This window comes from Streptomyces sp. NPDC023527 (assembly GCF_055560115.1).
On record NZ_JBVHJJ010000003.1, the window covers coordinates 80,854 to 104,210 of the forward strand.

General features: G+C 70.2%; 22 protein-coding genes and 1 tRNA gene. 13 read left to right on the forward strand and 10 right to left on the reverse strand.

Translation table 11 applies throughout. The features are described from left to right. Nucleotides 1-187: 187 nt before the first annotated feature. Nucleotides 188-1,588: a cystathionine beta-synthase gene (locus ACZ303_RS07260; protein WP_467335977.1), complete on the reverse strand. Its 1,401-nt coding sequence runs from the start codon at nucleotides 1,586-1,588 to the stop codon at nucleotides 188-190. Between the two features lie 166 nt (nucleotides 1,589-1,754). Between ACZ303_RS07260 and ACZ303_RS07265 the strand changes: the two genes are divergently transcribed. The 3 genes from ACZ303_RS07265 (at nucleotide 1,755) to ACZ303_RS07275 (ending at nucleotide 5,347) form a co-directional block, all read left to right on the forward strand. Further along, nucleotides 1,755-2,780, forward strand: a complete 1,026-nt coding sequence (locus ACZ303_RS07265) for an SGNH/GDSL hydrolase family protein (protein WP_467335979.1) — start codon at nucleotides 1,755-1,757, stop codon at nucleotides 2,778-2,780. A 120-nt stretch (nucleotides 2,781-2,900) separates the two neighbouring features. Continuing rightward, nucleotides 2,901-4,121, forward strand: a complete 1,221-nt coding sequence (locus ACZ303_RS07270; protein WP_467335981.1) for an acetyl-CoA C-acetyltransferase — start codon at nucleotides 2,901-2,903, stop codon at nucleotides 4,119-4,121. A gap of 407 nt (nucleotides 4,122-4,528) precedes the next feature. Beyond that, nucleotides 4,529-5,347, forward strand: coding sequence for a hypothetical protein (locus ACZ303_RS07275; RefSeq protein ID WP_467335983.1), 819 nt, complete (start codon nucleotides 4,529-4,531; stop codon nucleotides 5,345-5,347). Nucleotides 5,348-5,392: 45 nt separating this feature from the next. Here the strand turns inward: ACZ303_RS07275 and ACZ303_RS07280 are convergent, their stop codons facing one another. Beyond that, nucleotides 5,393-5,731, reverse strand: coding sequence for a hypothetical protein (locus ACZ303_RS07280; protein ID WP_467335985.1), 339 nt, complete (start codon nucleotides 5,729-5,731; stop codon nucleotides 5,393-5,395). A 98-nt stretch (nucleotides 5,732-5,829) separates the two neighbouring features. Between ACZ303_RS07280 and ACZ303_RS07285 the strand changes: the two genes are divergently transcribed. After that, complete coding sequence (locus ACZ303_RS07285; protein WP_467335987.1) at nucleotides 5,830-6,060, forward strand: DUF4287 domain-containing protein; 231 nt, start codon at nucleotides 5,830-5,832, stop codon at nucleotides 6,058-6,060. Nucleotides 6,061-6,183: 123 nt separating this feature from the next. Here the strand turns inward: ACZ303_RS07285 and ACZ303_RS07290 are convergent, their stop codons facing one another. Together ACZ303_RS07290 and ACZ303_RS07295 are read right to left on the reverse strand one after the other, a co-directional pair. Next, nucleotides 6,184-7,059, reverse strand: coding sequence for a Bax inhibitor-1/YccA family protein (locus ACZ303_RS07290; protein ID WP_467335989.1), 876 nt, complete (start codon nucleotides 7,057-7,059; stop codon nucleotides 6,184-6,186). Nucleotides 7,060-7,223: 164 nt separating this feature from the next. Continuing rightward, a tRNA-Leu gene (locus ACZ303_RS07295) sits at nucleotides 7,224-7,306 on the reverse strand. 458 nt (nucleotides 7,307-7,764) lie between these two features. Here ACZ303_RS07295 and ACZ303_RS07300 point away from each other — a divergent pair. Together ACZ303_RS07300 and ACZ303_RS07305 are read left to right on the forward strand one after the other, a co-directional pair. Next, complete coding sequence (locus ACZ303_RS07300) at nucleotides 7,765-8,526, forward strand: ABC transporter ATP-binding protein (protein ID WP_467336679.1); 762 nt, start codon at nucleotides 7,765-7,767, stop codon at nucleotides 8,524-8,526. Between the two features lie 56 nt (nucleotides 8,527-8,582). Beyond that, nucleotides 8,583-11,102 (forward strand): ABC transporter permease, encoded by a 2,520-nt coding sequence (locus ACZ303_RS07305; protein WP_467335991.1) that lies wholly within the window; start codon nucleotides 8,583-8,585, stop codon nucleotides 11,100-11,102. A 67-nt stretch (nucleotides 11,103-11,169) separates the two neighbouring features. On the opposite strand, the gene ACZ303_RS07310 is transcribed toward ACZ303_RS07305, so the two are convergent. The 3 genes from ACZ303_RS07310 to ACZ303_RS07320 form a co-directional block, all read right to left on the reverse strand. After that, nucleotides 11,170-12,477, reverse strand: a complete 1,308-nt coding sequence (locus ACZ303_RS07310; RefSeq protein ID WP_467335993.1) for a class I SAM-dependent methyltransferase — start codon at nucleotides 12,475-12,477, stop codon at nucleotides 11,170-11,172. A gap of 187 nt (nucleotides 12,478-12,664) precedes the next feature. Continuing rightward, nucleotides 12,665-14,050, reverse strand: coding sequence for an NAD(P)/FAD-dependent oxidoreductase (locus ACZ303_RS07315; protein WP_467335995.1), 1,386 nt, complete (start codon nucleotides 14,048-14,050; stop codon nucleotides 12,665-12,667). A 412-nt stretch (nucleotides 14,051-14,462) separates the two neighbouring features. Next, nucleotides 14,463-15,815 (reverse strand): transcriptional regulator, encoded by a 1,353-nt coding sequence (locus ACZ303_RS07320; RefSeq protein ID WP_467335997.1) that lies wholly within the window; start codon nucleotides 15,813-15,815, stop codon nucleotides 14,463-14,465. Nucleotides 15,816-15,944: 129 nt separating this feature from the next. Between ACZ303_RS07320 and ACZ303_RS07325 the strand changes: the two genes are divergently transcribed. Beyond that, nucleotides 15,945-16,274 (forward strand): hypothetical protein, encoded by a 330-nt coding sequence (locus tag ACZ303_RS07325; RefSeq protein ID WP_467335999.1) that lies wholly within the window; start codon nucleotides 15,945-15,947, stop codon nucleotides 16,272-16,274. A 171-nt stretch (nucleotides 16,275-16,445) separates the two neighbouring features. After that, nucleotides 16,446-17,630 (forward strand): methyltransferase domain-containing protein, encoded by a 1,185-nt coding sequence (locus ACZ303_RS07330; RefSeq protein ID WP_467336001.1) that lies wholly within the window; start codon nucleotides 16,446-16,448, stop codon nucleotides 17,628-17,630. Between the two features lie 74 nt (nucleotides 17,631-17,704). On the opposite strand, the gene ACZ303_RS07335 is transcribed toward ACZ303_RS07330, so the two are convergent. The 3 genes from ACZ303_RS07335 to ACZ303_RS07345 form a co-directional block, all read right to left on the reverse strand. After that, nucleotides 17,705-19,456 (reverse strand): recombinase family protein, encoded by a 1,752-nt coding sequence (locus tag ACZ303_RS07335; RefSeq protein ID WP_467336002.1) that lies wholly within the window; start codon nucleotides 19,454-19,456, stop codon nucleotides 17,705-17,707. Between the two features lie 115 nt (nucleotides 19,457-19,571). Next, nucleotides 19,572-19,955: a hypothetical protein gene (locus tag ACZ303_RS07340; protein ID WP_467336004.1), complete on the reverse strand. Its 384-nt coding sequence runs from the start codon at nucleotides 19,953-19,955 to the stop codon at nucleotides 19,572-19,574. An 18-nt stretch (nucleotides 19,956-19,973) separates the two neighbouring features. Continuing rightward, nucleotides 19,974-20,411: a helix-turn-helix domain-containing protein gene (locus tag ACZ303_RS07345; protein WP_467336006.1), complete on the reverse strand. Its 438-nt coding sequence runs from the start codon at nucleotides 20,409-20,411 to the stop codon at nucleotides 19,974-19,976. A 253-nt stretch (nucleotides 20,412-20,664) separates the two neighbouring features. On the opposite strand from ACZ303_RS07345, the gene ACZ303_RS07350 reads away from it, so the two are divergent. The 5 genes from ACZ303_RS07350 (at nucleotide 20,665) to ACZ303_RS07370 (ending at nucleotide 23,238) form a co-directional block, all read left to right on the forward strand. Then, nucleotides 20,665-20,880, forward strand: coding sequence for an XRE family transcriptional regulator (locus tag ACZ303_RS07350; RefSeq protein ID WP_467336008.1), 216 nt, complete (start codon nucleotides 20,665-20,667; stop codon nucleotides 20,878-20,880). After that, nucleotides 20,877-21,062, forward strand: a complete 186-nt coding sequence (locus ACZ303_RS07355; protein ID WP_467336010.1) for a hypothetical protein — start codon at nucleotides 20,877-20,879, stop codon at nucleotides 21,060-21,062. The genes ACZ303_RS07350 and ACZ303_RS07355 overlap by 4 nt, the downstream gene beginning before the upstream one ends. A 70-nt stretch (nucleotides 21,063-21,132) precedes the next feature. Next, a complete protein-coding gene (locus ACZ303_RS07360) occupies nucleotides 21,133-21,549 on the forward strand; it encodes a hypothetical protein (protein WP_467336011.1) in 417 nt (138 codons plus the stop codon). After that, nucleotides 21,546-22,697: an ERF family protein gene (locus ACZ303_RS07365; protein WP_467336013.1), complete on the forward strand. Its 1,152-nt coding sequence runs from the start codon at nucleotides 21,546-21,548 to the stop codon at nucleotides 22,695-22,697. The genes ACZ303_RS07360 and ACZ303_RS07365 overlap by 4 nt, the downstream gene beginning before the upstream one ends. Next, entirely contained in the window at nucleotides 22,690-23,238 is a 549-nt protein-coding gene (locus ACZ303_RS07370; RefSeq protein ID WP_467336015.1) for a hypothetical protein, read from the forward strand. Before ACZ303_RS07365 ends, ACZ303_RS07370 begins: the two co-directional genes overlap by 8 nt. Nucleotides 23,239-23,357: the final 119 nt, after the last annotated feature.

The following is a 23,357-nucleotide window of genomic DNA, read 5'->3' on the forward strand; positions in this document are numbered from 1 at the left end:
GCGGTTCCGCCCTTGCCGACACCCCTCAATATGCCGGACCGTTGTTAAGTCCGTGCTGCGAGCGCGTGACGCATACGCACCTTTTACGGGTCGTCCGTGTGCCCTGCTGTTCGCTTGACAGCGGCGTTTGACCACATCTGACAGCCTTTCGGCCGACGGCCGCGGCCAACGCCCCTGTCGAGCAGCCCTACTTGGCGGGCGGGGCGCCCGCGTCCTCCGCGAGGAAGGCCAGCAGGTCCTGACGGCTCACCACGCCGGTCGGCTTGCCCTCGACCAGCACGATCGCCGCGTCCGCCTCACCGAGGACGGCCATCAGGTCCGCGACCGGCTCGCCGGAGCCGACCTGCGGCAGCGGCGCGCACATGTGCTTCTCCAGCGGGTCGGACAGCGAGGCGCGCTGGTTGAACAGCGCGTCCAGCAGCTCGCGCTCCACGACCGAGCCGATGACCTCGGCGGCCATCACATCGGGGTGCCCCGCGCCCGGCTTGACGATGGGCATCTGCGAGACGCCGTACTCGCGGAGCACCTCGATGGCCTCGCCGACCGTCTCCTCGGGGTGCATGTGCACCAGCGAGGGCATGCCGCCGTCCTTGCGGCGCAGCACGTCCGCGACGCGGGCGGCGTCGCCCGGCTCCTCCAGGAAGCCGTAGTCCGCCATCCACTCGTCGTTGAAGATCTTGCTCAGGTAGCCGCGGCCGCTGTCGGGCAGCAGCACGACGACGACGTCGTCCGGGCCGAGGCGCTTGGCGAGCTCCAGCGCGCTGACGACGGCCATGCCGCAGGAGCCGCCGACGAGCAGGCCCTCCTCGCGGGCGAGGCGGCGGGTCATCTGGAAGGCGTCCTTGTCGGAGACCGCGATGATCTCGTCGGTCACCGTGCCGTCGTAGGCGGTGGGCCAGAAGTCCTCACCGACGCCCTCGATCAGGTACGGACGGCCGGAGCCGCCGCTGTAGACCGAGCCCTCCGGGTCGGAGCCGACGACCTGGACCCGGCCCTCGCTGACCTCCTTGAGGTAGCGGCCGGTGCCGCTGATGGTGCCGCCGGTGCCCACGCCCGCCACGAAGTGCGTGATCTTGCCCTCGGTCTGCTCCCAGATCTCCGGACCGGTGGAGTAGTAGTGCGAGAGAGGGTTGTTGGGGTTGCTGTACTGGTCGGGCTTCCAGGCGTTCGGCGTCTCGCGCACGAGCCGGTCCGAGACGTTGTAGTACGAGTCCGGGTGCTCCGGGTCGACGGCCGTGGGGCAGACCACGACCTCGGCGCCGTAGGCACGCAGCACATTGATCTTGTCGTTGGAGACCTTGTCGGGGCACACGAAAATGCACTTGTAGCCCTTTTGCTGGGCCACGATCGCCAGACCCACACCGGTGTTGCCGGAGGTCGGCTCGATGATCGTGCCGCCCGGCTTCAGCGCGCCGGACTCCTCCGCGGCCTCGATCATCCGCACGGCGATACGGTCCTTCACCGAGCCGCCGGGGTTGAAGTACTCGACCTTGGCAAGGACGGTGGCCCGGATGCCTTCGGTCACGTTGTTGAGCTTCACAAGCGGGGTGTTGCCAACAAGCTCAACCATCGAATCGTGATACTGCACGGTGATCTCCGCGGTCGGGGGCACTAGCGGTCGTCGCGTACCCGTACGTCCAGCCTATTCCGCCGCCGAGTGCACTAGCGGTGCGTTGCGAGAAGGAGCACACGGGGCAACAACCTGTTAGCACGGTGGAGCGGTGCGTACCGTCGGAGCGGGAGGAGGTCGGCCCATGTCCATGTCGAGGGCGAGAGTCGCGCGGCGGATCGCGTCGGCGGCGGCCTATGGAGGGGGCGGCATCGGCCTGCTGGGCGCGACGGTGGTCGGCGTCCTGCTCACCGAGGCGCGGCTGGCCAAGCGGGTGGTCGGCGGGGGCCACGAACCGCCGCCGCACGCGGACGGCCGCTACGGCTCCGCCTTCGTGCACCGGCTGGGCGGCCGGCCGCTGCTGCTGGGGTTGCTGGGCGACTCCACGGCCGCCGGGCAGGGCGTGCACCGGCCCCGGCAGACACCGGGGGCGCTGCTGGCCTCCGGGCTCGCGGCGGTCGCCGAGCGGCCCGTACAGCTGCGCAATGTGGCGCTGTCGGGCGCGCAGTCCCACGACCTGGACCGGCAGGTCACGCTGATGCTGGAGGACGGCCCGGTCCCCGACGTGTGCGTGATCATGATCGGCGCCAACGACGTCACCCACGGCATGCCCGCCGCCCGCTCCGTGCGGCTGCTGTCCGACGCCGTGCTCAGGCTGCGCGAGGCGGGCTGCGAGGTGGTGGTGGGCACCTGCCCCGACCTGGGCACGATCGAGCCGGTGTACCAGCCGCTGCGCTGGATCGCGCGGCGGCTGAGCCGTCAGCTGGCGGCGGCGCAGACGATAGGGGTGATCGAGGCGGGCGGCCGGACGGTCTCGCTCGGCGACCTGCTGGGCCCGGAGTTCGCCGAGAACCCCCGCGAGCTGTTCGGACCGGACAACTACCACCCGTCCGCCGAGGGGTACGCCACGGCGGCGATGGCCGTGCTGCCGACCCTGTGCGCGGCGCTGGGGCTGTGGCCGGAGCACGAGGAGCGGCCGGACGTCGCACGCCGCGAGGGCATCCTGCCGGTGGCCCGGGCGGCCGCGGAGGCCGCCGCCGAGGGCGGCACGGAGGTGACCGGCGCCCGCGGCCGGTGGGCGCTGCTCAAGCACCGCAAGCGGCGCCGGCTGCCGACGCACACGGAGGCGACGCCCCACCACTTGTGGTCGAGGGTGGGCAGGGGGATGTGAGCGGTGGCCCGCATCACAGTGACCAAGCCGTGACCCGAACCCCTACGGGCGGGTAACTTCCAACAGGCCCTGCCCGTATTTCCCTCCAATCCCGCCTTCTCGCGCCCACTGGAGCCCGTGATGCCCGAAGCCGTGATCGTCTCCACCGCCCGTTCCCCCATCGGTCGCGCCTTCAAGGGCTCGCTGAAGGAGATGCGGGCCGACGACCTGACCGCGACGATCATCGGCGCCGCGCTCGCCAAGGTCCCCGAGCTCGACCCGCGTGACATCGACGACCTGATGCTCGGCTGCGGCCTGCCCGGCGGCGAGCAGGGCCACAACCTGGGCCGCATCGTGGCCGTGCAGATGGGCATGGACCACCTGCCCGGCTGCACGATCACCCGCTACTGCTCCTCCTCGCTGCAGACCTCGCGGATGGCGCTGCACGCCATCAAGGCGGGCGAGGGCGACGTCTTCATCTCGGCGGGCGTCGAGACGGTCTCGCGGACCGTGAACGGCTCCTCCGACGGCATGCCCGGCAGCCACAACCCGTTCTTCGCCGAGGCCGAGGCCCGTACGGCCCACCGCGCCGAGCACGGCAGCGACGAGTGGCACGACCCGCGCGAGGACGGCCTGGTCCCGGACGCGTACATCGCGATGGGGCAGACCGCCGAGAACCTGGCGCGCCTGAAGGGCATCACCCGCCAGGAGATGGACGAGTTCGGCGTCCGCTCGCAGAACCTCGCCGAGGAGGCCATCAAGAACGGCTTCTGGGCGCGCGAGATCACCCCGGTCACCACGCCGGACGGCACGGTCGTGGCCAAGGACGACGGTCCGCGCGCCGGCGTGACCCTGGAGGGCGTCCAGGGCCTGAAGCCGTCCTTCCGCGCCGACGGCCTGATCACGCCGGGCAACTGCTGCCCGCTCAACGACGGCGCCGCCGCGCTGGTGATCATGTCCGACACGAAGGCGCGGGAGCTGGGCCTGACCCCGCTCGCCCGGATCGTCTCCACCGGCGTCTCCGCCCTCTCCCCCGAGATCATGGGCTTCGGCCCGGTCGAGGCCAGCAAGCAGGCGCTGCGGCGCGCCGGTCTGGGCATCGGCGACATCGACCTCCTCGAGATCAACGAGGCGTTCGCCGCCCAGGTCATCCCCTCCTACCAGGCCCTGGGCGCCGACCTGGACCGCGTCAACGTCAACGGCGGCGCGATCGCGGTCGGCCACCCCTTCGGCATGACCGGCGCCCGTATCACCGGCACCCTGATCAACTCCCTCCAGTGGCACGACAAGCAGTTCGGCCTGGAGACGATGTGCGTGGGTGGCGGGCAGGGCATGGCGATGGTCATCGAGCGGCTGAGCTGAGCTGGAGCGGAGGGTAGGGGTCGCCCGAGGCTCCAACCGACATGCGGCTCCGCCGCGTGGGGGCGGCACCTGCCCGCAGCGGAAGCGAAGCGAAGACGCGACCGAAAAAAGCGCGCGGCTGAGCTGATCTCCGCCTCCTTGCACGTTGATCAGCACTTGCTCCCCGAGCGCCTGAGCTGGTCACAAACGCACGCACGACGGTCCATACATGACCGTGACCGAATCGCCCCCAGGATGTGACCAACGTCCTGGGGGCGATTCGTTTCCGCAGGTCAGATATGTTGAAGGGACAACGTCCGGGCCCTAAGTCCCGTCCCCTTCATGCCCTTTTGCACTGTGGCCCCACGGCGTCGCGCGCGAAGCTGAGGTAGGAATCTGGGGGACCTATAGCAACCGGGAGTACGTCAGTGAGCGCAATGTCCCTTGCCCTGCTGCTGGCCGCCGCCACGGCGACGGCCGCCGGCGCGGCCGCGCTGTACAGCACTCGCGGCCTGCGTCGCCAGATCACCGCGCTGCGTGCCGACCTGGCCGCCGCCGGCGCGGACCGCCGCGCCCGCGCCACCGTGCCCGCCGCCCGGCCCGCCCCCGGGGCCGAGATCGCGGAGATACGGGCGGCCGTCGCCGACGCGCTCGCCGAGGAGCGCGAGCGGGAGCTGGCCGAGGCACGCGCTTTCTGGGCCGCGCAGGAGGCACGGGAGCCCGGCGGGCTCGACACCCCCTCGCTCCTGGCCGGTCTGCCCGGCTTCGGCGACGAGCTGGGCCCCGAGGGCCCGCACAGCAGCCTCTACCTGCCCCGCCAGGCCGACCTCGTGGGCCTCGAGCCGCTGAGCGAGGCCGCCGAGGCCGAGGCCGCCGACTCCCCGGAGCTGGCCGCCGCCCGGCGCCGCCACCCCTCGCACCCCGACTTCACCCCGGCCGCCCTCGCCGGCGACCACGAGAACACCATCGAGCGCCTCGCCGAGCTGGCGGACGCCCGTGTTCCGCTGACCGATGTGCGCCCCGGGCCGCTGGGCACCCTCGATGTGTACGTCTTCGCCGACGGCACCACCGTCTGCATGACCCCGGGCCACCGCGAGACCGCCGAACGCCTGGAGGACGCCCTGCGCGCCGGTGAGGCGCCGATCCTCCTGGGCGGCTCCGGGGTGTCCGGCGCGTACGCCCTGACGTTCGGCTGCCAGGCGGAGCGCGTCTACGTCCTGGCCGACCGCGTCATCGCCTCGCCCTGACCCCCGCCGCCGGCGCGTGACGCGCGCCGGCGCCCGGCGGCACCCTCAGAGCCCGCAGCGCCGCGCGGCGTCCTCGACCAGCGCGACCGCCTCGGCCACTCCGGCCCCCTCGGGGGCCGCCTTCGCGCCATGGGCGGCGAGCGCTTCGGCCAAATCATGACCGGCCACGGCCACTTGGTCGGCGACCGCGAACATGCCCGCTTCCGGCATTTCCCTCACCTCCCCGGCGTCCGGTTCCTCGATCCGCTGCGTCCACGCCGCCAACTCGCGGGCGAGCGTCAGCGCTTCCGCCGCGGCTCCCCTGCTCAGGCGGGACTGCGGCAGGGCACGCAGCCGGTCGGCGAAGGCGTCCACGGCGGCCAGAAGAGGCGTCACATCATCCACAGCGCGAGCCTATGCGCCGTGGCCGGACTGTTGCCAACGCCTGAACACTCAGGCACGGTGACAGGAAGGACCAACATCCGACGCGTCCGGAGGCGCCGATGTCCCACGTCTTCTCCGACGAGACCCACCGGAACCTGCTCTCCCGAATCCCCCATTGCACCGGCCGGGAAGTCGCCGACTGGCTGCGCACGGTCGAAGAAGGCCCCTCACTCTTCCGCTTCGAGGAGAAGGTCAGCTGGCTGCGGGGAGAGCACGACCTCGCCTACGGCCACGCCAAAGCGATCGTCCATGAGTACGACCTCCGCAGGGCCGCCCGGAAGTTCCGTTAGCGGTCACACTCCCCCGGCTCTCCCCGACACCATGGCGCGCAACGGGGCACTCCACGGCGAAGGGCCCGGGAAGACGATGTCTTCCCGGGCCCTTCGTCAGCTCGCCGGAGCGTCAGCCGTCCGCTAGTCGTTGCCCATGATGGCGGTGACCAGCTGCAGCATCTGCACGTAGATCCACACCAGCGACAGCGTCAGACCGAAGGCCGCCATCCAGGCCATCTCACGCGGAGCGCCGTAGCGGACGCCGTCCTCGATCCCCTTGAAGTCGATCGCGAGGAACGCCGCACCGATCAGCACGCCGAGGACACCGACGCCGATGCCCAGCCAGCCGGACCTCAGGCCGAGGCCGTCGCCGCCACCGAACGCGGCGAACAGGACGTTCACCAGCAGCAGCAGCATGAAGCCGATCGCGGCGGCCGTCACGAAGCGGACGAAGCGCCGGTCGACGCGGATCAGCTTGGTCTTGTAGGCGATGAGCACACCGACGGAGACCGCCATCGTGCCCAGCACCGCCTGCACGGGCGCGCCGTCCGCGTAGTGGTTGTACGCCTTGCTGACCACGCCGAGGAACAGGCCCTCGAACGCGGCGTAGCCCAGGATCAGCGCGGGGACCGGCTTCTCCTTGAACGACTGGATCAGGCCGAGCACCATCGCGACGATGGCCGCGCCGAAGCCGATGCCTACGGGGACGTTCGCCGCCCAGCCGACGGCCGCCAGCAGGATGACCGTGCCCAGCGTCATGCCGGTGCGCATGACGACGTCGTCCATCGTCATCCGGCCGGGCTGCGCGGGGGCCTGCGGGGCGCCCTGCTGAAGGCCGGGGCCGCCCTGGGCGTACGGGTTCGCCGCGTACGGGTTGGTGGGCTGGGCGTAGGGGTTGCTCGCGTACGGGTTGCCCTGGGCCGCGGTCCCGGCCTGCGGACCCTGCGGCCCCGCGTTGAAGCCCGCGTAGCCGTTGTCGCGGAACCGACGCGAGAAGACCGGGTTGCTGCTCCTCATCTCACTCCTCCATGGCCACCCTGCGCGGCCTTGCGACCAGGGTAATGGGTAGGCAAAAGAATGCGCTCGTGCTTGGGGACGATCTTTTCCCGTCGCTTCTGGGGGAAACGCGAACCGGTGGCAGTCGGTTCCCTGCGGAGAGTGAGCACCAGGAAGCAGAAGAGTGCCCGGAGCCGGACTTGAACCGGCACGGCCCGAAGGGCCAGCGAGGTTTAAGCTCGCCGTGTCTGCATTCCACCATCCGGGCAGGGCTCTCGGGCGTACAGGCAGGGAGAGGCGCGCGAGCCTTCTCTCTTTGAGGAGAGCAGGACGAGCCTAGCCGGGCGGCGCCCCCCAAACAGCGGAACGAGACCCCGAGGTTGTCTTATTTTATTGGCAACTGAGGGTGCATCAGTACAGGTGTGACGCCAAAGGCACATGCCACGGGCCGATACCCCCCGTTCACCGACCCACCTCCACGGAGGCCCGGAATTGTCGCAATCTCGCGCCTTCGACCGGGGGGACCGGTAGGGGTCCGAGGGAGGGGCCCCTCATACCCAAGGAGGAGGAGACGGCGCCGGGATACCTCCCGGGTCTCCCCCGGGAACGAGAGCTGGGGCTGATCCACGGGCCCTTTGCGCAACGGACGATGGACACAGTCCCCTTCGTCCGTCGTCCCGACAGGAGTGCTCCACCGTGTCCCTCTCCCCCGGCTCCCTCTCCGGCGTGCAGACCGCCGCCCGCCCCACCGCGGTGGCGGCCCGCGCCACGGATCTGTCCAAGGTGTACGGCCAGGGCGAGACCCAGGTGGTCGCCCTGGACGCCGTGTCCGTGGAATTCCGGCAGGCCGAGTTCACCGCGATCATGGGCCCCTCCGGCTCCGGCAAGTCCACGCTCATGCACTGCATGGCCGGCCTCGACTCCGTCTCCGGCGGCTCCGCCCGCATCGGCGACACCGAGCTCACCTCGCTCAACGACAAGAAGCTCACCCGCCTGCGCCGCGACAAGATCGGCTTCATATTCCAGGCGTTCAACCTCCTGCCGACCCTGACGGCGCTGGAGAACATCACCCTGCCGATGGACATCGCCGGCCGGAAGCCCGACAAGGCGTGGCTGGACATGGTCGTCGACACCGTCGGCCTCTCCGGACGGCTCAAGCACCGCCCCAGCCAGCTCTCCGGCGGCCAGCAGCAGCGCGTCGCCGTCGCCCGCGCCCTGGCCGGCAAGCCCGAGATCATGTTCGCCGACGAACCCACCGGCAACCTCGACTCCCGCTCCGGCGCCGAGGTCCTCGGCTTCCTGCGCAACTCCGTGCGCGAGCTCGGCCAGACCGTCGTCATGGTCACCCACGACCCCGTCGCCGCCTCCTACGCCGACCGGGTGGTCTTCCTCGCCGACGGCCGCATCGTCGACGAACTCCAGCGGCCCACCGCCGACGGCGTCCTCGACCGCATGAAGCGCTTCGACGCCAAGGGCCGTACGAGCTGACTTCCCCCAGCCGACAGCCAGCTCACCACAGCCCACTCCCCCAGGACTGACTGACCATGTTCCGTACCGCCCTGCGCAATGTGCTCGCGCACAAGGCCAGGCTGCTGATGACCGTCCTCGCCGTGATGCTCGGCGTGGCCTTCGTCTCCGGCACCCTGGTGTTCACCAACACCATCTCGGACGCCTTCCAGAAGAGCTCCGAAAAGGGCTTCACCGGCGTCGACGTCGCCATCCAGCCGCACAAGGAGGACCGCGACCAGGGCAACCCCGGCGCGGCTCCCCGGCTCACCCAGAAGCTCCTGGACCAGGTGGCGCGGGTGCCCGGCGCGACCGCGGCCACCGGCACCGTGAACGGCTTCGCCGCCGTCGCCGGCAAGGACGGCAAGCTGGTCGGCGAGGGCTTCAACTCCTCCGGCGGCAACTACTACGCGGGCAAGGACGGCAAGGACGCCCGCTACCCCATGAAGAACGGCCGCGCACCGCACGGCCCCGGCGAGATCGCCCTGGACACCAGGACCGCCGACCGCGCGGGCCACAAGGTCGGCGACACCGTCCGTGTCTCCGTCGACGGCCCGGTGATGAACCAGAAGGTCGTCGGCGTCTTCACCACCGAGGACGGCAACGTCGCCGCCGGCGGCAGCCTCGCCCTGTTCGACACGGCCACCGCGCAGAAGCTCTACGGCAGGCCCGGCACGTTCGACGAGATCGACGTGAAGGCCGCGGCCGGCACCTCGCAGGCCGCCCTGAAGTCCGCCGTCGACAAGGTCCTGCCGGCCGACGCCGAGGCGACCACGGGCAAGGAGCTCGCCGACGAGCAGGCCAAGATGATCGCCCAGAGCATGGACGGCATGAAGACCGGCATGCTGGTCTTCGCCGGCATCTCCCTCTTCGTCGGCATCTTCATCATCGCCAACACCTTCACCATGCTGGTCGCCCAGCGCACCAAGGAGCTGGCGCTGCTGCGCGCCGTCGGCGCGAGCCGCCGCCAGGTCACCCGCTCCGTCCTGATCGAGGCGTTCGTCGTCGGCGCCGTCGCCGCCGTCACCGGCCTGCTCGCGGGCATCGGCATCGGCGCCGGGCTGCGCGCGCTGATGAACGGCGCCGGGGCCACCGTCCCCGACGGCCCGCTCGTCATCTCCCCGGGCACGATCCTCACCTCGCTGATCGTCGGCGTCGTCGTCACGATGCTCGCCGCCTGGCTGCCCGGCCGCCGCGCCGCGAAGATCCCGCCGGTCGCCGCGATGAACAGCGTCCACGCCACGCCCACCACCCGCTCCCTGGTCGTGCGCAACAGCATCGGCGGCGCCTTCGCCGCGATCGGTGTCCTGCTCACGGTGACCGCCGGGAGCGAGAGCGTCCTGGGGCTGGGCGCGGGCCTGCTGCTCATCGGCGTCTTCGTCCTGACGCCGCTGCTGTCCCGCCCGCTGATCGCCGCCGCCGCTCCCGTCCTGCGCGCGTTCGGCATGCCCGGCAAGCTCGCCCGGCAGAACGCCGTCCGCAACCCGCGCCGCACCGCCGCGACCGCCTCCGCGCTGATGATCGGTCTGACCCTGATCACCGGCCTGACCGTGATCGCCGGCAGTGTGCAGCAGGCCATCGACAAGATGGCCACCGGCTCCCTGAAGGCCGACTACGTCGTCTCCATGGCCAGCATGACCCCGCTGTCCACCGATGTGGAGAAGAAGCTCTCCGCACACCCCGACGTCACCGCGGCCAGCCCGCTGCGCTCGTCCCCCGCCCGCATCGGCGGCGACCACCAGAGCCTCACGGGCGTCAACGGCAAGACCATCGGCGAGCTGACGAACCTCGAGTTCACGGCGGGCTCGGTCAACGGGCTCTCCGGCGACAAGGTCGTCGTCGACGACGCCACCGCGCGCGACAACCACTGGAAGCTCGGCTCGTCCCTCGACGTCACCTTCGAGGACGGCAAGAAGGGCAAGCTGACGGTCTCCGGCCTCTACAAGGGCAACGACCTGATGCGCGGCGTCTGGATCGACAAGGAGGCCCTGGCCCCGCACCAGAGCCAGGTCGACGACCGCCAGGTGATGGTCAAGACCAAGGGCGGCACCAGCGAGGCCACCGAGGCCTCGCTGCGCAAGGCCATCGGCGACAACCCGGCCATCCAGATCCAGACCAAGCAGGACATCTCCGACGGCATATCCCGGGCCATCGGCCTGATGCTGAACATGCTCTACGGGCTGCTCGCCATGGCCGTGATCGTCGCGGTCCTCGGCGTCGTCAACACCCTGGCGATGTCGGTGTTCGAGCGGTCCCAGGAGATCGGGATGCTGCGCGCCATCGGCCTGGACCGCAAGGGCATCAAGCGGATGGTGCGCCTGGAGTCGCTGGTCATCTCGCTCTTCGGCGGTGTGCTCGGCATCGGCCTCGGCGTCTTCTTCGGCTGGGCCGCCGGTGAGCAGATAGGCACCTCCCTGAGCACCTACGAGCTCGTCCTGCCGTGGGGCCGGATGGGCGTCTTCCTCGCCCTGGCCGCCCTGGTCGGCGTCCTGGCCGCGCTGTGGCCCGCGCGCCGGGCCGCGAAGCTCAACATGCTCTCCGCCATCAAGGCCGAGTAGTACCGCCCCACACACCGATCCGGCCCCGCGGCGACCGCCGCGGGGCCGGAGTCGTATCAGGGGAGCGTCAGCGCCAGTCGCGCGAACGCAGCGGCAGCCCCGACGCCCCCGATTCCGGCGTACGGACCGCCAGCACCTGGTTGACGCCGATGCGGTTGCGCTCGAAGGACAGCGCGCACGCGGCCATGTAGAGCCGCCAGACGCGGGCCCGGCTGGGCGAGGTGAGGCCGACGGCCTCGTCCCAGTGGGCCTCCAGGTTGGCCACCCACCGGCGCAGGGTCAGGGCGTAGTGCTCCCGCAGCGCCTCCACGTCCCGGACCTCGAAGCCCGCCTCCTCCAGCTGCGCCACGGTCCGCCCGACCGGGGCGAGTTCGCCGTCGGGGAAGACATAGCGGTCGATGAACTCGTCGACCTCGTACGCCTCCTCGTCCATCAGCGGGCGGCGGCCGATCTGGTGGTTGAGCAGTCTGCCGCCGGGCTCCAGCAGGCCGTAGAGGTCGTCGGCGTACTCGGCGTAGAGCGCGGAGCCGACGTGCTCGGCCATGCCGATGGAGGAGATCGCGTCGAACGGCCCGTCGGTGATCTCGCGGTAGTCCTGGACCCGGATCTCGATACGGTCCGTCAGACCGGCCTGGGCGACGCGCTTGCGGGCGTACGCGGCCTGCTCCTCGGAGAGCGTGATGCCCACGGCGCTCACGCCGTACTCGCGCGCCGCGTGCAGCACCATCGAGCCCCAGCCGCAGCCGACGTCCAGCAGGCGCATGCCCGGCCGGAGCGCCAGCTTGCGGCAGACCAGGTCGAGTTTGGCGCTCTGGGCCTCTTCCAGGGTGCTGTCGGGGCTCTCCCAGTAGGCGCAGGAGTAGACCATGGAGGGGCCGAGCACACGCTCGTAGAAGGTGTTGCCGACGTCGTAGTGGTGGCTGATGGCCGCGCGGTCGCGGCGCAGCGAGTGCAGTCCGCCGCGCTTGCGGGCCTCTTCGCGCGGGGGCCTGGGCGGCAGTCCGGGGCCGGCCAGTCTGATCATTTCGCGGGCCGCGTCGCGCACCCAGGGGTCGCGGACGGCGGACAGCAGGGCGGCGATGCCGGAGGAGCGGCCGGTGCCCTCGCCGCGCTCCCACAGGGAGCCGGCGAGCAGGTCGAGGGCTTCGTAGAGGTCGCCGTCGATGTCGATCTCGCCCGCGACCCAGGCGCGGGTGAGGCCGAGCTCACCCGGCTTCCACAGCAGCCGGCGCAGGGCCCGGCGGTGCCGGACGACCAGGACCGGGGTGCCCGGGGGGCCGTACTCGCTGGCGTCCCATGCGCGGATGCGGACGGGGAGCGGCGTCCCCAGTACCTGTTCCGCGAGCGCGGAGAGCCGTCGAGCGGCGTCGGCCATGTCGCACACCTCCATGATGCAAGGTCAGGAGAAACGTTCAACTGACACCTAAACACCCGGAGTCGGCTCCGTAGTCCCGTTCCGTCAGAGTAGATCGACTCTCCGCGTCCGGACATGCCGGAAGGCGCCCACCCCACGGATTGGTGGACGCCTTCCGGCTACGTTGACCGCGCTGTCGCGGAACCCGCTAGGAGGCCTTGGCCTTCTGTGCGGGAGAGTCGGCCTTGGCGGCCTGCGGCGCGGGCTTGGCGGCCTCGTAGAACTCGTCGCGCGGGTTCTCCATGGCGCCGAGCGAGACGACCTCGCGCTTGAGGAACATGCCGAGGGTCCAGTCCGCGAAGACGCGGATCTTGCGGTTCCAGGTCGGCATGGCCATGCCGTGGTAGCCACGGTGCATGTACCAGGCGAGGCGGCCCTTGAGCTTGATCTTCATCTTGCCCATGACGATCATCGCGACGCCCTTGTGGAGGCCGAGGCCCGCCACCGCACCCTTGTTGGCGTGCTCGTACGTCTTCTGCGGGAAGCCGCGCATGCCCGAGATGACGTTGTCGCCGAGGACCTTCGCCTGACGCAGCGCGTGCTGGGCGTTCGGCGGGCACCAGGCGTTCTCGTTGCCGGCCTTGCGGCCGATCATGTCCGGGACCTGGGCGTTGTCGCCGGCGGCCCAGATGTAGTCGGTGCCCTGGACCTGGAGGGTCTCGGAGGTGTCGACGTGGCCGCGCGGGCCCAGCGGCAGGCCGAAGCGGGCCAGGGCCGGGTTGGGCTTGACGCCGGCGGTCCACACGATCGTGTTGGAGTCGACCTCCAGGCCGTTCTTCAGCACGACGTGGCCGTCGACGCAGGAGTCCATCGAGGTGGAGAGGTGGATCTCGACCCCACGGCTCTCCAGGTGCTCCTTGCCGTACGCGCCGAGCTTCGGCCCGACCTCGGGAAGGATCTTGTCCGCGGCGTCGACCAGAATGAAGCGCATGTCCTCGCGCTTGACATTCGGGTAGTACTTCGCGGCGTCGCGGGCCATGTCCTCGACCTCGCCGACCGTCTCGGCGCCGGCGAAGCCGCCGCCGACGAAGACGAAGGTGAGCGCCTTGCGGCGGATCTCCTCGTCGGTGGTCGAGTCGGCCTTGTCGAGCTGCTCGAGGACGTGGTTGCGCAGGCCGATGGCCTCCTCGATGCCCTTCATGCCGATGCCGTTCTCGGCCAGGCCGGGGATCGGGAAGGTGCGGGAGACCGCGCCGAGCGCGATGACCAGGTAGTCGAAGGGCAGCTCGTACGCCTCGCCGACGAGCGGCGCGATCGTGGCGACCTTGCGGTCCTGGTCGATGGTGGTGACGCGGCCGGTGAGGACCTCCGCCTTGGGGAGCACGCGTCGCAGCGGCACCACGACGTGGCGGGGGGAGATGCTGCCGGCAGCTGCTTCGGGCAGGAAGGGCTGGTAGGTCATGTACGAGCGCGGGTCGACGACCGTGACGGTCGCCTCCGCGTACCGCATCTTCTTAAGGATGCGGCGCGCCGCGTACAGGCCGACGTACCCACCGCCTACTACGAGGATCCGTGGACGCTCCGTGGTGCTCATGTTTCGAGTATCCAGCACTCCGCACAGGGGTGCTCGTGAGCCCCTTCACAAGGTGTGCGGGCCTGTCTGCTACACTCCGCCGCTCCCGTGACCCATGTCATGCCCCGGAAAGGGAACCACCACCTCCGGGCATGCGTTGTACACCCCCGCTGAACTGGACTTGTGGCCTCTCGGGGCGGTGAACCACTGCCGCTCGAAGGGTCCGCATAAACGTCTCTTTAAGCCGCCAGAAACCGACCTGTATCCGGTCGTCGACGGCTCCGGGGACGACAAAGGGGGCCCATCGGCCCCCTCGCGTGCCCCACCGGGCATTTTTTCATGTGAAGGATTTCACGAACCTTTTCCCGGAGAGGGCGCCCAAGCCGTTCCGATGGGTCCCGCTCCTCCCCCGGACGCCCTCTCGTCGCCGCCTCTACGCGGCAGCGACGAGATCGCGCACTCGTTCATCGAAGTCCGCGACGAGCCGGTTCCGCCCGAAGGGCCGCAGTCGCTTTTGCAGGTCCGTCACAGCTTCGACCGCTCGTGAGGACTTCACCTGCTTCGCCAGCGCCAACGTCCGCAGACCGGCCGCACAGGCGGATTCCAGGTCCCGTCGCTGCACGTGGGAGGCCGCGAGTGCGGCATGGGACATCGCGCCTCGCCGCGCCCTGTTCTGCCTCTTCGCGTAGTCGATCGAGCGGCGTGCGTGCTCTTCGGAGGCGGTGGACTCGCCGAGGTCCCGGAGGGTGTTGGCGTGCTCCCCGTGAAGGTACGCGGGGTCGATGAACGCGGCCCACTCCGGTTCGCCTTCGAGCCGTACTCGCTCGGCGGCCTTCTCCGACTCCGCCACGGCGCGAACCGCCCCGGCCCTGTCGCCAAGCAGGGCAAGCGCCCGCCCCTCAAGGCACCAGAGGTCGGCGAGGCAGGCGAGCGAGGTCGACTTCGCGAGTCCGTGGCGCCCCGCCTGCGCCAGCCTGCGCCCCTCGGCCGGATCGCCGAGCAACGTGGCCTGGTCCGCCATACCGGCCAGAACGTGGGCCCCGAGTGCGACGTCCTTCGACTCGTCGGCCAGCCTCAGGGACTGAATGAGGTAGCGCTGTGCGGTCCCGTGCTCGCCGTTGTCGTAAGCCATCCAGCCGAGCAGGTACGTCTGTTCGGCCGCCGCCTCGCACAGGGCCCGGCGGACGTCTTCGGAATGCGTGCGGCGCAGCAACGGGTAGACGTGCTGGTTCAGGTACTCGGCCAGCGCAAGCCGACCGGACCCTCCCCCTTGGAAGATGTCCATGCGCTGGAACGTCGTGAACATGTTCTTGACGGCGCTGACGTCCTCGAGCTTCACCCTCGGTCCCGGCCTCGGCTCCTGACTCAGGGTGTTCAGCAACCAGTCCCGCGACGGCCCCAGTCCGGCAACGGCCGCGAACGGTGCGGCTGCCAGGAATGCACGTCGGTCCACGTCCGCTCTCCCCAGGTCTGCGACGACTTCAACCGTACCTGCGTACGACGAGTTGTACACGAGTGCCGCATCGGCGGTGGTGCTGTCGCCGAGCCCGAGGTCGTACGTCGTGACGCGGTAGCCGAAGTGGTCCGAGAACACCCCCGCCAGGATCTCGGGGATGGGATGGCGCGGCTTTTCCCCTTGAACCCAGCGGCGCACACCGGTGGCATCAGGCCCGATGTGCGGCTGACTCCAGGCCATCGCCTTGGCTTTGACGCGTCGGGCGAGCTCGCCTCGGCTCATTCCCGAACGCTCCAACCAGCCTGACAACTCAACGTTCGGTAACCCCATGTCTGCCTGCCTTCTGCGCGCACTAATGGCCCGGAAGCGACACCTTTCGACACCCTCTGACGGTACCGCCGCATGCGCCGCCGTTGTTGTCTATGCCGTACGAACCGACTCACGAGTGCGGGGAGCGCAATGGCAGCGAACGTCAGGACCACAGGTGACACCGCCATCCAGCCCGACCATGACCACCTCCTGATCGGCACGGTGGTCAATGACAGGACCCGCTGCCGTCTCGCCGAAGTCATGGAAAGGATCGGGCCCACGTACCGGCTCCGTCCGCTCGAAGGCGGCCGGGAGTGGGAGACGGGCTACGGCAGCCTCGAAGTCGTCGTCCCCCTGCGGTGCCCCACCATCGACAAATACAAGGCGTTGCGCAGCCAAGCGCACCGCGAGGGGCGCACGGCCGCCGTCCGCATGTTCACCACGGCGTTGAGCCGCCACCTGCGGGTGATGCACTCATGAGCCACAGCACGCTGCTTCCCGTACTACCGGCCCCGCCTCCGGGTCTGCTTCGCGGAAAGGCCGCCTACGCGGCAGCGGCGCGCGCCGCCGGCCCGGGCAGCCCTGGACGCCGCCGTCCGAGCCCCCGTCCCCCGACGGCGGTGGCCCCGAGGGAGACGGGGACCGCCGCAAGTGACGGGTAACCCACAGGTGGAGCGCCCCGGCCGGAAGGAGCTGGGGCGCGTCCTCTTCGAGACGAAAGCGATGTCGTCGGACTGGGCTCCGACCTTCGCAGCCGTGGACCGGGCAGCCTTCCTGCCCGATCTGATCTGGCCGTGGGACATGGAGACCGGTACGAGCGTCGCCGTCGACCGGACCGTCGACCCCGAGGGCTGGTACGCGGCCGTGGACAGCAACCAGCCCATCGTGACCCAGTGGGACGACGGCGCGCACTCCGGTACCGCGCCGGGGCGCGTGTCGACAAGCTCGTCGTCCGCTCCGTCCGTGAACTACGGACTGTTTCAGGACCTGGGCGCGGACGAGGGCATGAACGTGCTGGACGTGGCTACCGGGACAGGTGAGACCGCCGGGGCTCTGTACCACCGATGTGTGGGCTCACGCAGGCGCGGGCGCGTCACCACGATCGAGATTGATCGCACGGTGTCCATGCGGGCCCGCGAGCGGCTGTGCGCGGCCGGGCTGTATCCGGACGTGGTCGAGGGCGACGGGTTCAAGGGCTACCCGGACCACGCGCCGTACGACCGCGTCCTCGCCACCGTCGGGCTCCGGGAATCCCCGCGTGTGTGGCTGCCGCAGATCCGCAAGGGCGGGATCGTCGTCGCCCCATGGGGCACGCATTACAGCAACGCGGACGCCGTGGTCCGCCTGAGGGTGAACGGCGGAACCGCGCTCGGCCGCTTCACCCGCCCGGTGGAGTTCATGAAGATCCGGTCCCAGCGCTCTCCTCGGCGACCGCACGCGGAATACGTTCCGGCGGGCACGTTCGACAGCGCGGAGACCTCCGACACGGCGGTCACCGAGTCCGAGTTCGTCACCGGGCGGTACACCGCCCTGCCGTTCGCTCTGGGCCTCCGGGTGCGGAAGTGCGTTCAGGCCGTGGCCGACGCGCGCGACGGCGCGCGCCCCGTGTGGTTCTACGGGCTGGGCGATCGCTCCTGGGCGTGCGTGATGTTCCGCGACGGGAAAGAAGCGCGCGTCTGGCAGTCGGGCCCGCGCCGGCTGTGGGATGAGGTGGAAGCGGCCTTCCGGTGGTGGCAGAAGCAGGGCAGACCCACGCATGACCGGTTCGGGCTCACCGTGACACCGGACGGGCAACAGGCGTGGCTCGACACCCCGGGCGACTCCTGGCCGGTGTGAGGAAACGAGACGGCCCCGGTCCGCATCCAGCGGACCGGGGCTGCGCATGCGAATCACCGCAGGTCAGCGGCGCCTCAGGCGGCGCTCCAGGCGATGCCGTCGGGCATGTCGTCCAAAGCAACACTGGACAACAGACCTGATGGAACCGCCTGGACACCGACGTCTGAGGCCGCTTCCTCCGGCTTCCACACTGGGACGATGCTCGCCGCCGTCTCGTGCCGGGAGGGGCGCGGCGATACGAGGATGTACCGGATCATCTGCTTGAGGATCATGTTTCGGTACTGGGTCGTGAACGTCTTCCACTCCGGCAGCACGCCGACCACAAGCTCGCGGTAGTCCTCTTGCTTGGGTGCCAGCCGCTCGTCCTCCTCCTCGAGGAAGGGCGCGAGCTCTGCACTGACCCTGTCGCGCTCGGCCTGAAGGTCTTGCCGCGCTTCATCGTAGGCGTCCTCCGGATAGCGGTCGGGGTTCAAGGAGTAGTCCTTGATCAACCGCTTGAGGGCGTCGCGCAGCTTGTCGAGGTCGGCAGTCAGCCGTGCGCGCTCGCGCGCAGGGTCGGGGCCGGGCGGGATCGCCGGCACAGGCACCTTGGTCGGGGGCAGGGTGTCGATGCCGTTCGCGACCTTCATCAGGAAGTGTTGTACGAGCTGGAGCAGGTCTCTGTGTGTGCCCGCGACGCCGGGGCAGTCGCCTCCGGCGTCCGCGGTGGCGCAGCGCCAGTAAATTTCACCGTTGGTGTTCGGTAGGCCGCGCATCGCCTTCCTGCACAGGATGCAGCGGGGCAGGCTGGTGATCTCGTGGACGGCATTGCGGGCTCGGGGGGGCGTTTTTTTGACGGTCTGTCGACGTTCGCGGTACTCCGCCCAGAGCTCTTCCGCGTCACGTTCAATGCCCCAGTTGATGACGGGTTGTTGGGCACCGAGGAAGTGGCGCCAGTGCAGGCAGATGCTCTTTTTACCCTTGGGGCAGTCGCAGGAGTCGCGGACTTGGAGGAGTCCGGCGGGGAAACCCGAGTCCATGTAGCGGCGCAGGCTGTCGGCCTTCCACGGGTTGCCCATCGTGGTCACAAAGCCGCGCTCGTTGAGGTAGCGGGAGAGGTCGACGTACCCCGTTCCATCGATGTACCCGAGGTAGAGCTCGGGGAAGACGGGCGCCTGCTCGGGGTGCGGCTCGTACCACTCTTCCTGGATGCGCCATCCGCCGAGAAGCGTGGGGTCGTAGATGCGGCGCGGGTGCCAGATGTAGCCGAAGCGGGCCCGGCCGCCGGACGGGATCTTGAGTTCGTTGAGGCGGTACTGATGGACGTCCGTCCACTGCTCGCCGGCGCGGTCGCTCTCGAACGCGGCGAACTCCAGGAGCATGCCGCGCTGGAAGCGGCCGATGGCTGTACTGGCGTCGATCTGCTCGGTGGCGGACTCGAGCTGTCCGCCGACTTCCTCGAGGCGGGCGAGGTTCATCGCGTTGCCGGTGCGGTTGCGGCCGAAGCGGCTGTACTTCCACACGGCGATACCGCGGGCGATCCTGGCCTCGACGCCCTCGATGCCGTTCATGATCTTGCGACGGAAGTTGCGGCCTGTGGCGTCGAGGTCGGAGATCCACCCGATGATGCGCTTGTTGTTGCGGCGCGCCCATTCGCGTACGGCCTTCTTCTGAAGGGTCGGGCTGATCTTCTCCTCGTTCCAGCTCGAAACCCGGACGTAGCCGATGTACGGCTCGAGCTTGAGGTAGTCACCCGAGGCGAAGGTTCCGAGTGTTTCCGGGCGAATTGGTTCGATCTCGTCCAAGTAGCGCAACAGCTCCGCCTTGGACGGTTGAGCAGGTGTCACCGTGCTTCCTTCCCTTGGGAGTAGGGGCGCGGGATTGCGCTGCCCCCCGCGGCAGCGCACGGCGCCCTATAGATAGGGGATGGAGCGGGCGCCGCGTGGGCGCGGCGCGGTGTTGCTATAGGGCTCTGCGGTCCGGGGGCTGGTACTTGACGACCCGGAGAGGACGGGCACAGCCGGACATGCGGACGCGGGCGCCGGCGCGGGCGCCGGGGGTGGGCGGTACGGATGTCTCGTCGAGCAGGCCAAGGGCGGCGTGTTGGAGTCCTAGGCGGTAGCCGGCTGTGTGCGCCTTGGCGAGCTGGTCGGCCGTGGCGCGGTGTGTGCGCTGGTTGTGGCCGATGACGAACGACGGGAGGGCGGCGATGGTGAGGAGGAAGCCGAAATAGGTCTGGTCCGCATTTGTCCCGCCGCGCGTTCCGATGGTGCCGAGCAGGCCGAGAGCTACCCCGGATATCAGCAAAACAGTTCCGAGGGCGGGCAGGTAGCGGCCATACAACACGTGTGCCTCCGTGCGGATTCAGTTCTCTGCGAGGCGGTCCTCGCCGTTCGTGTTCGCGGGGGGTGGCGTGCGTTGAAGTGACTGGATCATGTTGACGAGCAGGGTGCGCCGGTACTCGTCGTGGAGCCCTAGCTCGTCGGCCGCTTGCTCGGGTGTGATGCGGCGGGCGCCCGGGGTCGGGTGCTGGACTGAGCGGAGCTCTTCTTCGTCGAGGACGCCGGCGCGTACCAGCACTTCGCCGAGGGGCAGATGTAGCGCCTGGGCAAGTAGGGCGAGGCTGTTGACGTCTGGTGAGGCGGCTTGGCCAGACAGGAAGCGGCTGATAGTGGCGCGTCCGATGCCGGAATCTTCCGCGAAGCGGGTTCGGCCGCCTCCCCGGAGTCCGAGATCGTAGCCACGGCGGGTGAGCGCTTCGCGGAGCCAGTCCGCGAAGCGCCGTGGGGCGTCGTTGTCCATGGATGAAACATACCGTCCATGGACGACCGATGCAGCCCCTTCATCAGGGCAGGTCTGGTCCAACTCCCCCGTGCCACGACAGGCCCCCTCACCTGCGTAAACGATCGAACTGATGCCCGATTGTTCTCGCCCGGTTGCTATGTGTCAACGGCATTTGAAACCTGAAATTCCCCCAGGCATAACCCATTTGCAAGTTCGACCGCCGATGCTACCGTCCATCCATGAACGATCACTGTTCATCTATGAAAGGACGGTGTCGCTGATGTACGACCGTTCCCTCTTGGTTGCCGCTGCTCACGACATGGGTGACCGGACCCCTGCGGACGCCGCGCGTCGACTGAACGTTCCTCGCGCCACGGCATGGCGCCTGTGGCACGGCCGCACCGCGCCGTCAGCCGCACTGGCCGCCGTGGTCGAAGAGCACTACGGCCTGTCCGCCCGCCAACTCACGAAGAAGCTCGCCGCATGACCGGCCCGGCGATCACCCGCGAGGAAGCGCTCGCCAACGCCCGCGCCGTCATCGACCGGGCACGCGCGCACCGCGACGCCGAACGCGCCGCCGGCCGCCTCGACCCCGAGGTCGAACTCATCCTCCGCCGCCTCGAGCGCCAGCAGCGCACGTCCGCCATGCCGGAGCGCGCCGCGGCCTGAGACGCCAAAGGGGCCGCTCCGGATTGCGCCCGGAGCGACCCCACACGACCGCCAGAGAAAGGGGTCAGTCGTGAACCCGGAGATTACCCCGCCGAGCGTCCCCGAACGCCGGCCCTTTCAACCCCAGCTCACGGCCGACGGCCTCGCCGTCCGCCTGCCGTTCGCCGACCGCGCCGCGCCGCTGCTCGACGATCTCGCCCTCGCCTACGCCCAGGACCCCCACGCCGTCGGCCGCCTGCTCGCCGCCCACGCCGCGAGCGTCGTCCGCCTCGACCACGCCGAGGTGAGCGAGGACATACCTGACCACGAGCGCGCCATGCGCGCCGCCGAGGCCGACGGCACCCGCGACGCGCTGCTCGCCGAGGCACCCAGCGCCGCCACCCTCGACGACCGCCTCGGCCCCGACGACGCGATCACCCTCGCCGGCCGGATCACCCGCCTCGCCGCTCACATCCGCCACCGCACGAACCGGAGCCCGCGCCCGTGACCGTCACCACCCTGCCCACCGCCCTTACCGACCCGCGCGTCACTCCGGAACTCGCCGCACGCCTGATCGAGGCCGTGACCGGCGGCCCGTCCCCGGCCCGCGCGCTGGACCGTGCGCCCGATGCGGTCTACGTGCCCGCCCCCGAGGGCGCCCCCGCCGACGCGCCCCGCGTATTCACCGCCATCAACGCCGTGATGCGCGACGCGATGCCCGTCGGGAAGAACCAGCGGAACGAACAGCAGAACTACGTGTTCCGCGGCATCGACGACGTCATGTCGGCGATGGCGGGCCCGATGCGGGCGCACGGCGTGTTCATCCTGCCGACCATCGCCGAGCACGCGCAGACGCGTGACGGGAAGATGACCCGGACCGTCATCACCATGCGGTACCGCGTCTACGGGCCCGCGGGTGACTGCCTGCTCGCGGACGTTCCGGGCGAGGCGTTCGACTTCGCCGACAAGAGCACCAACAAGGCCCAGTCCGCCGCCCTCAAGTACCTCTTGTTCACCCTGTTCATGCTGCCTGTGGATGGTCGCAGCATCGACGACGGCGACCGCCAGCACCCGACCGCGGAGCCGACCCCCGAGCACCGCGCCGAGCACGCCCAGCGTCAGCAAGGCCGACGCCAGCAGCGCGAGCAGCAACCACGCCGCAGCAACCGCGCCGAGCCCGGACCGTGGGAGCAGCCGGCCGCCCAGCGCCCCACGGGCCCGCGACGCGACTACCTTGCCGAGGCTCGGAAGGCGCCGAACCCCGAGGCGTTCGCCAAGGTGCGCGCCGCCGCCGTCGCCGACCAGGCGCCCGAGGACTACCTCGCCGGCCTCGACCAGGTCGCCGCGCAGAAACGTGCCGCCACCCAGCAGCAGGCCCCGGCCGAGCAGCGTCCGGGCCCGATCGCCGACGCACCGCGTCGGGCGATGGAGTGGGCCAGGGGCGCCCCGGCCGCCGAGCAGCCGGTCGACCAGGAGAAGGCCGCCGCCACGGGCGAGCTGTACGACGCCGCCAAGACCGCCGGGTTGTCCGGCCGGGCGGAGGCCGACGACGCGTTCGCCGCCCGCTACGGATGCCAGCCGGCCGCCGCCACCGCCGAGCAGCTGCGCGAGATGCGCGACGACCTGCTCGAGGCCGCGGGGGTGACCCGTGGCTGAGTCCCTGCGAGACCTCGCCGCACAGGCCGCGGTACTCAAGCTGCTCGCCGAGCGCGTGGCCGACGCGCAGAAGGACGTGAAGAAGCGGACACAGGCCGCGCTCGACGACGCGGCGAAGCGCGACGGAGTCGAGCGGGTCGTCGCCGCCCTGCCGGACGGGCAGGAGGTCGCCACGATCTCGCTTCGCCGCGGCGAGACGGGCCCCGTGGTCGTGGACGAGGCCGCATTCGCCCTGTGGGTGCGTGAGACCTTCCCCGACGAGGCGTGCACGACGGTCCGAGTCGTGCGCGAGGTGAAGCCCTGGAAGCTCGCGGAACTGCTCGCTCAGATGAACGCGGTCGGTGCCGCTCAGGTCGTCGACCGGGCCACCGGCGAAGTGCACGCGGTGCCGGGCGTGGCCATCCAGCCGACCCGCGCCCGCACCCACGCGCTTACGTGGCGCAAGACCGGCCGGACCGCCGTCGCCGAGGCGTGGCGCACCGGCGCCCTCGCCGACCACATGGCCGTTCTCACCGCAGGCGAGGAGGCCGTCGCATCGTGACCGTCCTCATTGCTGATCTCTCCTGCCTCGCCGCCCTCGCCGTCGGCGCATGGGCCATCGAGACCCGCCTCGCCGCCCTGTACCGCGCGTCGCAGCGCCGGCACCGCCGCAAGTAGCCG

Excerpts from the sequence above, each read along its gene's own strand:
- ACZ303_RS07320 (WP_467335997.1), bottom strand. The coding sequence starts at position 15,815 with ATGGGGTTACCGAACGTTGAGTTGTCAGGCTGGTTGGAGCGTTCGGGA.
- ACZ303_RS07305 (WP_467335991.1), top strand. The coding sequence starts at position 8,583 with ATGTTCCGTACCGCCCTGCGCAATGTGCTCGCGCACAAGGCCAGGCTG.
- ACZ303_RS07285 (WP_467335987.1), top strand. The coding sequence starts at position 5,830 with ATGTCCCACGTCTTCTCCGACGAGACCCACCGGAACCTGCTCTCCCGA.
- ACZ303_RS07290 (WP_467335989.1), bottom strand. The coding sequence starts at position 7,059 with ATGAGGAGCAGCAACCCGGTCTTCTCGCGTCGGTTCCGCGACAACGGC.
- ACZ303_RS07310 (WP_467335993.1), bottom strand. The coding sequence starts at position 12,477 with ATGGCCGACGCCGCTCGACGGCTCTCCGCGCTCGCGGAACAGGTACTG.
- ACZ303_RS07270 (WP_467335981.1), top strand. The coding sequence starts at position 2,901 with ATGCCCGAAGCCGTGATCGTCTCCACCGCCCGTTCCCCCATCGGTCGC.
- ACZ303_RS07325 (WP_467335999.1), top strand. The coding sequence starts at position 15,945 with ATGGCAGCGAACGTCAGGACCACAGGTGACACCGCCATCCAGCCCGAC.
- ACZ303_RS07355 (WP_467336010.1), top strand. The coding sequence starts at position 20,877 with ATGACCGGCCCGGCGATCACCCGCGAGGAAGCGCTCGCCAACGCCCGC.
- ACZ303_RS07345 (WP_467336006.1), bottom strand. The coding sequence starts at position 20,411 with ATGGACAACGACGCCCCACGGCGCTTCGCGGACTGGCTCCGCGAAGCG.
- ACZ303_RS07265 (WP_467335979.1), top strand. The coding sequence starts at position 1,755 with ATGTCCATGTCGAGGGCGAGAGTCGCGCGGCGGATCGCGTCGGCGGCG.
- ACZ303_RS07315 (WP_467335995.1), bottom strand. The coding sequence starts at position 14,050 with ATGAGCACCACGGAGCGTCCACGGATCCTCGTAGTAGGCGGTGGGTAC.